The following is a 13264-nucleotide window of genomic DNA, read 5'->3' as shown; positions in this document are numbered from 1 at the left end:
CATCCGTAGGTTGGCGCTGAACGCAGTGAAGCCCAACGATGGCGATGTTGGGCTTCGCAGGCTCAGCGCCAACCTACTCGGGAGTCGCGAAAACTTTTTTTCACTCCCCCCTATCACTTTTCCAATCTCATCCGGCAAGGAGGCATTGAGATTCGTTTCCATTCAGGAGTAGTTACCAATGCCCCGCCCTGCCCTGGCCTTCCGTCCGCATCTGCTGGCCGCCGCCATCCTCCTCGCCACGCCGCTGAGCGGCGCCTTCGCCGATGACAGCATCCGCGAATACCACGTACCCGCCGGCCCGCTGGCCAGCACGCTGAACCGCATCGCCGCCGAAGGTGGCCTGAGCCTGAGCCTCGACCCGGCCCTCGCCGCCGGCCGCAGCGCGCGCGCCGTGGAAGGCCGCTACGATGCCGTCGGCGCGCTGCAACAGGCGCTGCAGGGCAGCGGCCTGGAACTGGTACAGAGCGACTCGGGCAGCTTCAGCCTGCGCCCCGTTCCGCAGGACACCCTGTCGATGTCGGCCACCACCGTCAGCGGCGCCCAGGAAGACCCGCAAGGCCCGGTGCAGGGCTATCTCGCCAACCGCACCATGGTCGGCACCAAGACCGACACCCCGTTGCTGGAAACCCCGCGCTCGGTCTCCATCGCCACCCGCGAGCAGATGCAGGACCGCAACGTGCAGAACCTCGACGACGCCGTGCGCTACATGCCCGGCGTGATCGCCAGCAGCTACGGCAGCGACACCCGCGCCGAGTGGCTGAAGGTGCGCGGCTTCGAGCCGACCCAGTTCCTCGACGGCCTGCCGCTGCCGAAGGGCGCCTACACCATGCCCAAGCTGGAAACCTGGGACCTGGAGCGAGTCGCCCTGCTGCGCGGCCCGGCTTCCTCGATCTACGGCCAGACCCCGCCCGGCGGCATGCTGGACATGGTCAGCCGCCGTCCGCAGGAAGAGAGCAGCCATGAAGTGCTGGGCCAGGTCGGCAGCTACGAGCACAAGCAGATCGCCTTCGACAGCACCGGCAAGATCGACGACAACGGCAAGATGCTCTATCGCGTCAGCGGCCTGGTGCGCGACAGCAACACCCAGATCGACCACATCGACAACAAGCGCTACAACATCGCGCCGAGCGTCACCTGGAACTTCGACGAAGACACCCGCCTGACCTTCCTCTCGCAGTACAACCGCGACGACACCGGCATCACCAGCCAGTTCCTGCCGCTGCAGGGCACCAAGCTGCCGACCCCGGCCGGCGAAGTGAAATTCCACGAGAACCTGGGCGACCCGGACTGGGAGTTCTACGACAAGACCTACTACGCCCTGGGTTACGCCTTCGAGCATCGCATCAACGATGTCTGGCAGTTCCGCCAGAACCTGCGCTACACCAAGAGCGACCTGTCGTTCCAGGGCATCACCGCCGGCGGCAACGCCTTCGCGGTGGCCGACGACGGCACCCTCGACCGCGGCGCCAACGTGGTCAACGAGGACATCAGCCAGTTCGCCGTGGACAACAACTTCCAGGCCGACTTCGCCACCGGCGCGGTCAAGCACACCCTGCTGCTCGGCCTCGACCACCAGCGCGCCAACACCAACTTCAACTGGCTGTTCGGCGCCGCGCCGACCAGCAACATCGTCAACCCGATCTACGGCCAGGACTTCAGCAACGTCAGCTACTTCGCGATCAACGACTACAACCAGAAGATGCGCGACACCGGCCTCTACGTGCAGGACCAGATGGCCCTGGACAACTGGCGCCTGACCCTGGGCGGCCGCGAGGACTGGGTTCACACCGGCACCAAGTTCTACAACGTCGGCGGCGCCACCGACACCCGCCGCGACATGCAGTTCAGCGGCAATGCGGCGCTCAGCTACGTGTTCGACAACGGCGTGGCACCCTACGTCTCCTATGCCGAGTCGTTCCAGCCCGAGCCGGGCGGCAGCGGCGGCGAGATCTTCGAACCGAGCACCGGCAAGCAGTACGAACTGGGCATCAAGTACGAGCCGCCGGGCCAGAACATCCTGCTCAGCGCCGCCGTGTACGACCTGAAGCGCGAGAACATCGTTCTCACCGGCAGCGACTTCATCAGCCGTCCGGTGGGCGAGGCAGAAGTGAAGGGCTTCGAGCTGGAAGCCGTGGGTGACGTGACCGAGAACCTCAAGGTGACCGCCGCCTACACCTACGCCAACAGCAAGATGACCAAGGTCGCCCAGGAAGCGGACAAGAACCGCCCGCTGCCGCTGACCCCGGAAAACCAGGCGTCCCTGTGGGCCGACTACACCTGGCACACCGGCCTGCTGGACGGCTTCGGCATCGGCTTCGGCGCGCGCTACGTCGGCGAGACCGAGAACATCGCCATTGGCAGCATGGCCTTCGTGCGCGACAAGTCTGACGGCGATACCGACTCCTACACCGTCTACGACGCCGCCGTGCATTACGACCTCGGTCGCCTGGACAGCTCCCTGCAGGGCCTGAGCGTGGCAGTGAACGCGAACAACGTGTTCGACAAGGAGTTCATCTCCACCTGCGACGGCTTCTACTGCTACTACGGCGACCGCCGCAACGTCGTCGCCAGCGTCGACTACAAGTGGTGATACGAACGGGGCCGCAGATGCGGCCCCGGTTGTTTTCAGCTGTCGAAATCGTCCCGGCGTAGGGCGGGTAAAACCCGCCGATTGTCCTGATTGCGGGATTGGCGGGTTGCACCCGCCCTACATGCCCGGGCAGGTACGGGGCCGGGCGGCCAGTGGAACAGCAGGGCGATGTGCCGTGCCAAGCGCGCGCCCTGCTCGCGTTCCTCGCGCAGTCCGTGCCAGGCGCTCACTTCTGCACCTCCACCTCGTCCAGCGACCATTGCAGTTCGTCCTTGCCGCGCGGCTTGCCGATGCCGTACCAGTCCAGCTTGCGGGTCAGCACCATCACTCCGGCGAGCACGCCGAACAGCAGCAGCGAGCCCATCAGCAGCGCATAGTCCTCGGCGCGCAGCAGGCCGTAGAGCATCCCGTAGAGCGCCGCCAGGCCGAGGCTGAAACCACACCCCCGCGCCAGACTGCGCAGCACATGGCAGAGGTAGAAGCCGATCAGCGCGACGCAGGCGCTGGCGGAAATCAGGTAGGCCAGCTCGAAGCCGAGGTGCTCGCTGAGCGACAGCAGCAGCAAATAGAACAGCGCCAGCGCCATGCCGACCAGGGCGTACTGGATCGGGTGCACCGCCAGCCGCGCCAGCACCTCGAAGAGGAAGAAGCCGGCGAAGGTGAGGACGATGAACAGCAGCGCGTACTTGATCGCCCGGTCGGCCTTCAGGTACTGGTCCACCGGATCGACCAGGCCGACGCCGAAGCTGCTCGCGCTCAAGTCGCATCCGCTGCGGGCGGCGCAGGCCTGCACTTTCTCTTCCAGGTTGGTGGCGAAGAAGCTGCTGCGCCAGCGCGCGCTGAAGCCGTCGTTGTTCACCGTACGCTCGGTGGGCAGGAACTCGCCGCCGAAGCTCGGGTGCGGCCAGTCGGACTTCAGGCTGACCTGGCTGTCGCGCCCGATCGGCGTGATGTCCAGCCGCGAGCTGCCGAGCAGGGCCAGGTCGAAGGCGTAGTCCAGGCGCTGCTGCGCACTGCCGTTCACGCCGGTGAGCGGCGCATGCACGCCGTTGCCAAGCATGCTTTCCTGGCTGCCCGGCTGGAAGTCCAGCTGCTGGCCGTTCAGGCGCAGCTTGAGGGCGTTCTCGATGCCGCGCACGTCGCTGATGCCCACCGTCAGGAACGGCTGCTCGAAACGGTAGTCGGCCAGGTTCTCGTCGATGCCGTAATTCGCCGGCAGCAGGAAGTGCCCGCTGATGCGCGAATCGGCGTGGTACAGGCGCGCCTCGTAGATGCCGCGATGGCGCAGCTCGGTACGCATCTGCCCGTCGAGCTCGAAGGTTTCCGGGAGGAAATACAGGCGGCCACGGTATTCGCGTTCTTCCAGCGTGCGCTTCTTGGTTTCCTTGTCGACATGCCACTCGCGGACGGTGCGGCTATAGGGCACCACCACCAGCGGCCCGGTGATCTGCTGGGCGTAGCTGGAGCTGCGGGCGATGTCCTGCAGCACGCCATCGCGATAGGCCTGCCGCTCGCCGATCAGGCCGTCGATCATCAGCAGGGGGATCAGCAAAAGCAGGATCAGGCCGGCAATGGCGCCGAGCTTGATGGCCAGGGTGCGGTTCATCGGGAGTCTCTCCGTCGGGTTGGAATGCGGAGAGTCTCGGCGGCGCGGATGGAGCCACCGGGGTGGAAATATGGAGATTGTGTGGAGATTGCCCCGGGCACTACTCGGATCCCGTAGGTTGGTGCTGAGCTTGCGAAGCCCAACGGTGCCACGCCCGACAGATGTTGGGCTTCGCTGCGCTCAGCACCAACCTACGCCGGCAGGGTCAACCGCGCTTCGACGCCACCTTCGACATTCCCCACCCACAGCTCGCCGCCGTGCAGCGCGGCGATTTCGGCGACGAAGTTCAGCCCAAGCCCGGTGCTCTTGCGCCCGCTGCCCGGGCGCGGCAGGGAGTAGAAGCGTTCGGTCAGGCGTGGCAGGGCGTAGTCGGGGATCGGTTCGCCCTGGTTGAACAGCGCCAGCCGCCAGTTGCCGTCCTCGCGTTCGGCGCTGAAGCGGATCGTCCCGCCCGCCGGGGTGAAGTCCAGGGCGTTGTCCAGCAGGTTGGCCAGCGCCTGGCGCAGCAGGAAGCGCTCGCCCATGACCACCGCATCGGCGCCCAGCAGGTTCTCGATCTTCACATCGGTGCGGATGCGTGCCTGCAACAGTTCCTCGACCAGCTCGCGCAACGGCACCGCAACACGCTCCTCCAGCCCCTGCCGTTGCTCCACCTGGGCCAGGCTGAGCAGCCGTTCGATCACCTGCTGCAGGCGCTCGCTCTCCCCGGCGATATTGCCGACGAAGCGCGCCCGCTGCTGCGCCGGCATCTCGCCTTCGAGCAGTTCGGCGGCGCCGCGAATGGCCGCCAGCGGACTCTTCAGTTCATGGGTCAGGCTATGCACGTAGCGCTCGACATACTCCCTGCCCTCCAGCTGCACACGCATGCGTTCCACCGCTTCGGCCAGTTGAGCCAGCTCGCCGCCACGGTAGCGCGGCAGCTCGGCACGCCGGCCCTCGCTGACCGCCTGGGCGTAGCGGGTCAGTCGCCGCAGCGCGCCACTCAGCCACCACGACAGCAATCCACCGACCAGCAGGCCGAGGCCGATCAGCCCGGCACCGAGCCAGGCCAGCCGGCGCTGCGAGCGGTCGATGTAGGGTTGCAGGGTGCGGTTGGGTTTGGAAACCGAGACCACGCCGATGATCCGCTCGCCATCCCTGATCGGCGCCGCGACGTACATCACCGAGGAATCCGGGTCGTCCGCCGACTCGCGGGTCGAGCGCGCGCCGTACTTGCCGCGCAGGGTCAGATGGACGTCGTTCCAGCGCGAATAATCCTGCCCCACCGCCGCGCCGCTGGAGTCGAGCAGGACGATGCCGCGCGCGTCGGTGACGTAGATGCGGTGGTTCACCTCGGTCTTGCGCACGCCCCAGATATCCGCCTGCGGGCTGCGCTTGCCGTAGGCCTGCAACAGCTCGGGCAGTTGGCTCTGGGCCAGGGTGCCGCGCTTCAGGTCGTCGCGGAGGATTTCCGCCAGCAGGTTGGCGGTGTCCACCAGGGTTTCCTCGGTGGACTGGCGCACGCCGGGGCGGATTTCGTCCATCACCGTGCTGAGCACGAAATAGCCGGTCAGCCCGACGAACAGGAAGTAGACCAGGAAGATGCGGACGCCGAGCGGCATCAGCTCTGGCCCGGCGCGTAGCTGTAGCCGAGGCCGCGGTGGGTCTGGATCGGCTCGGCGTCGGCGGCGACCTGGCGCAGCTTGGCGCGCAGGCTCTTGATGTGGCTGTCGATGTTGCGCTCGTAGCCCGCCTCGCTGGAGACGCCCAGCGCATCGAGCAACTGCTCGCGGCTGAACACCCGCTCCGGCTGGCCGAGCAGCGTCTGCAGCAGGCGGAACTCATGGCGGGTCAGACTCAGCGGCTGGCCGCGATAGGCGATGCGCATGCGCTCGCCGTCCACCTCGAACGACCCGCCGGACTGCATCGGCGCGGCCTCGCGGGGCGCGACTCGCTTGAGGATGACTTTGACCCGCGCCGCCACTTCGCGCGGGCTGAACGGCTTGACCACGTAGTCGTCGGCGCCGATCTCCAGGCCGACCACGCGGTCGATCTCGGCGTTGCGCGCGGTGAGGAAGATCACCGGCACCTCGGAGAAGCGCCGCAGCCGCTTGCAGGCCTCGAAGCCGCTGATGTCCGGCAGGCCGACGTCGAGGATGACCAGGTCGAACGCCTCGCGCTGCAAGCGTTCCAGAGCCTCGCCGGCCAGGGTCAGCCAGGTGGCGGCGAAGCCCTCCGCCTGCAGCGCGTAGAGCAGCGTGTCGGCGATGGCGGCTTCGTCTTCGACGATCAGGATATGTGGCATTCCCTGCTCCCTGAATATCAGTCGGCCGAGCAGTTCGGCTTGCCGGCGGCGAAGCGCTCGCGCGGGTCGACCGCGACGTGGAACTTGCGCAGGCCCTTGGCGCCCATCAGGAACGGGTAGTTGAAGTTGCTGCGGTCGGTGAGGTTGACCTCGATGGTCCGCTGGTCGTCGCCCAGGCAAACCGGCAGCTCGATCACCGGGCGCTCGCTGAGGCGGTTGTCCTCCTCTTCCTCCTCCTCGTCGCGGCCGTCGGCGCGGTTCTTGATCTTCGAGATGCGCGCCAGCTTGTGCTCGTACACCGAGTTGTCGGCTTCCTTGGTGGCCAGGCGGAAACGCACCCAGTCCTCGCCGTTGCGCTGGAATATCTCGATGTCCCGAGCCGACAGCGAAGAGGTGTAGGCACCGGTATCCATCTTCGCCTGCAGGGTGCGGTCGAGGTCCGGCAGGCCGACCCATTCGTAGCGTCCGTAGAGGTGCGGCTCGGCGGCAAGGGCTGGCAGGGCGATCAGGGTCAACAGGGCGAGGGCGCGCTTCACGCGGGTTCTCCAGAGGCGGGCAATCCCCATAGGACTAACACGCCGGCAAACGGTTCGCCAGCTTGGGAAGCCATGGCGGCCTGCGTATCATGGCCCGCGTCACTCCGCACAAGGAACCGGACCGCCATGCAGGCACTGCTGACAGGCGTCTTCGCCAGCCTTCTGTTGCTGCTCAACACCCTGATCCTGATCGGCCCGCTGCTGCTGATCGCCCTGCTCAAGCTGGTGCTGCCCGGCCAGGCGCTGAAGGATGCGTGTTCGCGGGGCGTGATGTGGGTCGCCGAGACCTGGGCGGAACTCTGCAAGGCCATCTTCGCCCTGCTCACCCCGACGCACTGGGACATCCGCGGCGCCGGCGACCTGCGCGGCGATACGTCCTACCTGGTGGTGAGCAACCACCAGTCCTGGGTCGATATCCCGGCGCTGGTGCAGGCGTTCAACCGCAAGGCGCCGTACTTCAAGTTCTTCCTGAAGAAGGAGCTGATCTGGGTGCCCCTGCTCGGCCTGGCCTTCTGGGCGCTGGACTACCCGTTCATGAAGCGCTACGCCAGGGACTTCCTGGAGAAGAACCCGCACCTGAAGGGCAAGGACCTGGAAATCACCAAGGCCGCCTGCGAGAAGTTCAAGCGCATGCCGGTGACGGTGGTGAACTACCTCGAAGGCACCCGCTTCACCCCGGCCAAGCACGCCCGCCAGCAGTCGCCGTACCGCAACCTGCTCAAGCCGAAGGCCGGCGGCGTGGCCTTCGTCCTCGGCGCCCTCGGCGAACAGCTCGACGCCATGCTGGATGTCACCGTGGTCTACCCGCAGGGCCGCGCGCCGGGCTTCTGGGACCTGCTCAGCGGCAAGGTTCCCCATGTGATCGTGGATATCCGCACCCACGCCATCGACCCGGCGCTGTGGCAGGGCGACTACGAGAACGACGGGCAATTCCGCCAGCAGGTGCAGGATTGGGTATCGCGCCTGTGGACGGAGAAGGACGACCGCATCGACCAACTCCGCAAGGAGCTGTAACCGCAGGTTGGCGCTGAGCGCAGCGAAGCCCAACGGTGCAGCGCCCGGCCATCGTTGGGCTTCGTGCCTCAGCCCAACCTACGAAAAGCCGCTCAGGCCATCTGCCCGATGGTCCGGCGGAAGCGCCACAGGGCGCCGGCGAAGAACGCCGAGCCGATGGCGATAACCGTAGGTTGGCGCTGAGCGCAGCGAAGCCCAACGGTGCAGCGCCCGGCCATCGTTGGGCTTCGTGCCTCAGCCCAACCTACGAGAAGCCGCTCATGCCATCTGGCCGATGGTCCGGCGGAAGCGCCACAGGGCGCCGGCGAAGAACGCCGAGCCGATGGCGATGATCGCCAGAAACTGCGGCCAGACGATGGCGAGTCCCGCGCCGCGATAGAGGATCGCCTGGGCCAGGCTGACGAAGTGGGTGGTCGGCGCCGCCAGCATGATCTGCTGCACCAGTTCCGGCATGCTCTCGCGCGGCGTGGTGCCGCCGGAGAGGATCTGCAGCGGCAGCAGCACCAGGATGGTCAGCAGGCCGAGTTGCGGCATCGAGCGCGCCACGGTGCCGAGGAAGATGCCGATGGAGGTGGTGGCGAACAGGTTCAGCGCCGCGCCGAGCAGGAACAGCGCCAGCGAGCCGCCCAGCGGCACCGCCAGCCAGCCCTGCACCACCACGGTCAGCGACAGCGCCGCCGCGCCCAGCACCACCACGCCCATCGACCAGACCTTGGCCAGCATGATCTCCAGCGCCGACAGCGGCATCACCAGCAGGTGCTCGACGGTACCGTGTTCGCGCTCGCGGATCAGCGCGGCGCCGGTGAGGATGATCGACAGCATGGTGATCTGGTTGATCACCTCCACCACCGCGCCGAACCACGACTGGGTCAGGTTCGGGTTGAACTGCATGCGCACGTCCAGCCCGACCGGCATCGCCGGCGCCTCGCGGTAGCGGCTGACGAACTCGCGCACCTCGGTGGCGACGATGTTCTGGATGTAACCGGCGCCGGAGAACGCCTGCGCCGTCTGCGTGGCATCGACGTTGACCTGGATCGCCGGCTGCCGCCCGGCCAGCACGTCGCGCTGGAAGTCCGGCGGAATGTCCAGGGTGAAGGTGTACAGCCCGGTATCCAGGCCGCGATCCATCTGCGCCGGGTCGATCATCGCCGGCAGGCGGAAGTACGGCGGCTGGAAGGCGTTGACGATGCGCGAGGACAGCTGCGACTGGTCCTCGTCGACCACCGCGATGGGCGCGTGGTGCAGGGTTTCCGGCAGGCCGGTGGCGGAACTGTAGACGCCGAGGGTGAAGGCCCAGGCGATCAGCGCCAGCATCGCGTAGTCGCGGCCGAGGCTGCGGAATTCCTTGATGCCGAGGTGGAACACGTTCAGCAGGCGGCGCACGGCTCAGTCCTCCTGCTTCTTCAGGAAACGCACGCTGAGCGCGGTCAGCAGCGGGATGGCGATCAGCAGCGGCAGGTAGTAGCTCCACAGGTCCGGGAAGCCCAGCGCCTTGGAAAAGGTCCCGCGGCTGATCACCAGGAAGTGTGACGCCGGGTAGACCTTGCCGATCCACAGGCCCACCCCTTCCAGCGAGGAAACCGGGTGGATGAAGCCGGAGAACTGCACCGCCGGGATCATGGTGGCGATGGCCACGCCGAACACCGCGGCGATCTGGCTGCGCATGAAGGTCGACAGCACCAGGCCGAGGCCGGTGCTGCATGTCACGTAGAGCAGCGCGCCGATCAGCAGCGCGAGGAAGCTGCCCTTGAGCGGCACGCCGAACATCAGCACCGCCAGCGCCACCATCAGCAGGAAGTTGACCATGCCCATGGCGATGTAGGGCAACTGCTTGCCGAGCAGGAACTCCAGGCGCGTGACCGGCGTGACGTAGAGGTTGGTGATCGAGCCCAGCTCCTTCTCGCGCACCACGCCGAGGGCGGTGAGCATCGCCGGGATCATGATCAGCAGCAGCGGAATCACCGCCGGCACCATCGCCTTGATGCTCTCCACGTCGGGGTTGTAGCGGTAGCGCAGCTCGATGGTCGATGGCGCGCCCGGGGCGTCCATGGCCGATTGCCGCGCGAGGTCGGCGAGGTACTGGTTGTGGATGCCCTGCACATAGCCGAGCACGGTGTTGGCGCGGGTCGGCATGGCGCCGTCGACCCAGGCGCCGATGGCCGGGGCGGCGCCGCGCTTGAGGTCGCGGCCGAAGCCCGGCGGAATCTCGATGGCCAGGCTCAGCTCGCCGCTGCGCATGCGCCGGTCGAGTTCCGAGTAGTCGTGGATCGGCGCGTGCTCGATGAAGTAGCGCGAGCCGGCGAGGTTCAGCGCGTAGGCCTCGCTGGTGGTGGTCTGGTCGCGGTCGAGCACGGCGTAGGACAGGTCCTCGACATCCATGTTGATGCCGTAGCCGATGATGAACATCAGCATCACCGTGCCGAGCAGCGCCAGGGTCAGGCGGATCGGATCGCGGCGCAGCTCCATGGTCTCGCGCCGCGCATAGCTGAGCAGGCGCAGCAGGCTGAAGCGCGACCTGCGCTGGCGATGCGGCGCACTGTCGGCGCTTTCCATTGGCGGCGGCGTTTCCACCGGTTCGCCGGTGCCGGCCGCTTCCTCCAGGTAGGCGATGAAGGTCGCCTCCAGGCTGCCCAGGCCGCGCTGCTCGGTCAGCTCGTCCGGCGTGCCGCTGGCCAGCACGCGGCCGGCGTGCATCAGCGAGATGCGGTCGCAGCGCTGCGCCTCGTTCATGAAGTGGGTGGAGATGAAGATGGTCACGCCGTCGTTGCGCGACAGCTCGACCATCAGCTCCCAGAAGCCGTCGCGGGCCACCGGGTCGACGCCCGAGGTCGGTTCGTCGAGGATGAGGATTTCCGGCTTGTGGATGACCGCCACCGCCAGCGACAGGCGCTGGCGAATGCCCAGCGGCAGGCGGCCCGGCAGTTCGTCGCGCACCGCTTCGAGGTCGAAACGCTGGAGCATTTCCGCCACCCGCGGATCGATGCTTTCCGCCGGCAGGTGGAACAGCCGCGCGTGCAGTTCGAGGTTCTGCAATACGGTCAGCTCGCTGTACAGCGAGAACGACTGCGACATGTAGCCGACCCGCCGGCGCGTCTCCATGTCCTTCGCATCCACCGCCTGGCCGAACAGCGCGCAGTTGCCCTCGCTGGCCGGCAGCAGGCCGGTGAGCATCTTCATGGTGGTGGACTTGCCGCAGCCGTTGGAGCCGAGGAAGCCGAAGATTTCCCCGCGCTCGATGCGGAAGCTGACGTGATCCACCGCGACGAAATCGCCGAAGCGGCAGGTCAGGTCGTGGGCCTCGATGGCGATGCCGTCGAACTGCCTGCGCGGCGGAATCCGCAGCTCGTGGTGGCCATGGCGCTTGCGCTCCGGCAGCAGGGCGATGAAGGCGGCCTCCAGCGACGGCTTGCCGGTGCGCTCGCGCAGCTCGGCGGGCGTGCCGGTGGCCAGCACCCGGCCCTCGTCCATCGCCACCAGCCAGTCGAAGCGCTCGGCCTCCTCCATGTAGGCAGTCGCCACCAGCACGCTCATGCCCTGGTGGTCGGCGCGGATGCGCTCGATCAGCTCCCAGAACTGGTTGCGCGACAGCGGATCGACGCCGGTGGTCGGCTCGTCGAGGATCAGCAGGTCGGGATCGTGGATCAGCGCGCAGCACAGCCCGAGCTTCTGCTTCATGCCGCCGGAGAGCTTGCCCGCCGGGCGGTCGGCGAACGGCGCCAGCCCGGTGCTGCGCAGCAGGTCGGCGATGCGCCGCTCGCGCTCGGCCTTCTCGTGGCCGAACAGGCGGCCGAAGAAATCGACGTTCTCGAACACCGACAGCGTCGGATAGAGGTTCTTGCCCAGCCCCTGCGGCATGTAGGCGATGCGCGGGCAGACCGTGCGGCGATGCTTCCGGCTGCGCATGTCGCCGCCGAGCACGGCGATCTCGCCGTCCTGCATCTTCCGCGCGCCGGCGATCAGCGCCAGCAGGCTGGACTTGCCGACGCCGTCCGGGCCGATCAGGCCGACCATGCGGTTGGCCGGAATCTCCAGGCTGACCTCGTCGACCGCACGCGTCGCGCCGTAGCGCAGCGACACCCCGGACAGGCGCGCCACGCTGTCCGCCCCGCCGTTCATTCAGGAACCCTGATCTGCAGGTCCGCCGGCCACTCGGCCTGGGGATCGAGGCGCAGGTAGGCCATCCCCGGCACGCCGGTCTTCACGTAGGTGATGTGCTTGCGCAGCAGTTCCGGATCGATGCGCGCCTTGACCCGGAACATCAGCTTTTCGCGCTCGCTGGCGGTTTCCACGGTCTTTGGGGTGAACTGCGCGACGCTGGCGACATACGACAGCTTCGCCGGAATCACGTACTGCGGCGCCGCGTCGATCACCAGCCGAACTTCCTGCCCCAGCTGCAGCAATCCGGCCTGCGGCGCCGGGAGGAAGAAGGTCATGTAGACGTCGCTCAGGTCGACCATGTTGAGCAGCTTGCCGCCCGCCGCCAGCACCTCGCCGGGCTGCGCCACGCGGTACTGCACGCGGCCGTTGCGCGGCGCCTTGAGCAGGCTGTCGTCGATATCCGCCTGCAGCCTCGCGACGCTGGCATCGGCGGCCTCGATGGCCGACTGCGCCTCGATCACCTGGGAGCGCGCCGCCTCGATGCCGGCCTGCGCAGAGAGCACCTGCGAACGCGACGCGGCCAGCGCCGCCTGGGCGCTCTGCAGCACCGCGCGGTCGTCGTCGAGTTGCTGTTGCGGCAGGGCGTTGCGCCTGACCAGCGCTTCGGTACGGGCGAAACGCTTCTGCGCGGCGGTCAGTTCCGCCTGGCGCTGGTTGACCACCGCGCTGGCGGTGGCCTGCTCGCTTTCCCGCTGCGCCACCAGGGCGGTGGCGGTGAGCTTGGCGTTCTGCGCCTGGCGCGCCTGCGCTTCGGCCTGCGCCAGTTGCGCCTGGAGCACCTGGGTATCCATGCGCGCGACGACCTGGCCGATCTTCACGAAGTCGCCTTCGTCCACCAGGATTTCCGCCACCCGCCCGGGCAGCTTGGTCGCGACGTCCACCTCGGTGGCTTCGATGCGCCCGTTGCCGCTGGCGAAGCCGTCGCCGAGCCCGTCGGGTTTGAGGGTCTGCCAGGCCAGTGCAGCGGCCACCGCGAGCGCCACGGCGATCATTCCGCGGAACAGCCAGCGTCTGGAGTTTCCGGTCATCGATCCTCCCTTATCGTCTGCGGCCATTACGACCGTTGAACTGGAGAG

Annotated in this window: 9 protein-coding genes; 2 read left to right on the top strand and 7 right to left on the bottom strand. The window is 67.4% G+C overall.

From position 1 onward, the window contains the following. The first annotated feature begins 178 nt into the window (after window positions 1-178). The gene (locus JFY56_RS22010) at window positions 179-2590 is read left to right on the top strand and encodes a TonB-dependent siderophore receptor (protein WP_208316288.1); all 2412 of its coding nucleotides are present in this window, start codon (window positions 179-181) and stop codon (window positions 2588-2590) included. A gap of 226 nt (window positions 2591-2816) precedes the next feature. Here JFY56_RS22010 and creD read toward each other — a convergent pair whose 3' ends face one another. From creD to rloA2, 4 genes are all read right to left on the bottom strand, one after another. Next, on the bottom strand, window positions 2817-4196 hold the full coding sequence (creD, locus tag JFY56_RS22005) for a cell envelope integrity protein CreD (protein ID WP_208316287.1): 1380 nt from the start codon (window positions 4194-4196) through the stop codon (window positions 2817-2819). A 191-nt stretch (window positions 4197-4387) separates the two neighbouring features. After that, window positions 4388-5797, bottom strand: coding sequence for a two-component system sensor histidine kinase CreC (creC, locus tag JFY56_RS22000; protein WP_208316286.1), 1410 nt, complete (start codon window positions 5795-5797; stop codon window positions 4388-4390). Continuing rightward, the gene (gene creB, locus JFY56_RS21995; protein WP_208316285.1) at window positions 5797-6480 is read right to left on the bottom strand and encodes a two-component system response regulator CreB; all 684 of its coding nucleotides are present in this window, start codon (window positions 6478-6480) and stop codon (window positions 5797-5799) included. The genes creC and creB overlap by 1 nt, the downstream gene beginning before the upstream one ends. Window positions 6481-6497: 17 nt before the next feature. After that, window positions 6498-7016, bottom strand: a complete 519-nt coding sequence (rloA2, locus tag JFY56_RS21990) for a retropepsin-like aspartic peptidase RloA2 (protein ID WP_208316284.1) — start codon at window positions 7014-7016, stop codon at window positions 6498-6500. A gap of 126 nt (window positions 7017-7142) precedes the next feature. Between rloA2 and JFY56_RS21985 the strand changes: the two genes are divergently transcribed. Further along, window positions 7143-8030 (top strand): acyltransferase, encoded by an 888-nt coding sequence (locus JFY56_RS21985; protein WP_208316283.1) that lies wholly within the window; start codon window positions 7143-7145, stop codon window positions 8028-8030. Between the two features lie 258 nt (window positions 8031-8288). Here the strand turns inward: JFY56_RS21985 and JFY56_RS21980 are convergent, their stop codons facing one another. From JFY56_RS21980 to JFY56_RS21970, 3 genes are read right to left on the bottom strand one after another with little or no spacing between them, the layout of a single operon-like run. Next, on the bottom strand, window positions 8289-9413 hold the full coding sequence (locus JFY56_RS21980) for an ABC transporter permease (RefSeq protein WP_208316282.1): 1125 nt from the start codon (window positions 9411-9413) through the stop codon (window positions 8289-8291). Between the two features lie 3 nt (window positions 9414-9416). Next, window positions 9417-12146, bottom strand: coding sequence for a ribosome-associated ATPase/putative transporter RbbA (gene rbbA / locus JFY56_RS21975; protein WP_208316281.1), 2730 nt, complete (start codon window positions 12144-12146; stop codon window positions 9417-9419). Beyond that, the gene (locus tag JFY56_RS21970; RefSeq protein ID WP_208316280.1) at window positions 12143-13216 is read right to left on the bottom strand and encodes an HlyD family secretion protein; all 1074 of its coding nucleotides are present in this window, start codon (window positions 13214-13216) and stop codon (window positions 12143-12145) included. The genes rbbA and JFY56_RS21970 overlap by 4 nt, the downstream gene beginning before the upstream one ends. Window positions 13217-13264: the final 48 nt, after the last annotated feature.

Origin of the sequence: Pseudomonas schmalbachii, assembly GCF_017589465.1 — a bacterium.
GTDB classification, from domain to species: domain Bacteria; phylum Pseudomonadota; class Gammaproteobacteria; order Pseudomonadales; family Pseudomonadaceae; genus Pseudomonas; species Pseudomonas schmalbachii.
This window is presented reverse-complemented; position numbering and strand designations above follow the sequence as displayed.

What these genes read in the sequence shown, in the direction of transcription:
- JFY56_RS22010 (WP_208316288.1), top strand. Translation starts at nt 179, where the DNA reads ATGCCCCGCCCTGCCCTGGCCTTCCGTCCGCATCTGCTGGCCGCCGCC.
- creD (WP_208316287.1), bottom strand. Translation starts at nt 4,196, where the DNA reads ATGAACCGCACCCTGGCCATCAAGCTCGGCGCCATTGCCGGCCTGATC.
- creC (WP_208316286.1), bottom strand. Translation starts at nt 5,797, where the DNA reads ATGCCGCTCGGCGTCCGCATCTTCCTGGTCTACTTCCTGTTCGTCGGG.
- creB (WP_208316285.1), bottom strand. Translation starts at nt 6,480, where the DNA reads ATGCCACATATCCTGATCGTCGAAGACGAAGCCGCCATCGCCGACACG.
- JFY56_RS21985 (WP_208316283.1), top strand. Translation starts at nt 7,143, where the DNA reads ATGCAGGCACTGCTGACAGGCGTCTTCGCCAGCCTTCTGTTGCTGCTC.
- rbbA (WP_208316281.1), bottom strand. Translation starts at nt 12,146, where the DNA reads ATGAACGGCGGGGCGGACAGCGTGGCGCGCCTGTCCGGGGTGTCGCTG.
- JFY56_RS21970 (WP_208316280.1), bottom strand. Translation starts at nt 13,216, where the DNA reads ATGACCGGAAACTCCAGACGCTGGCTGTTCCGCGGAATGATCGCCGTG.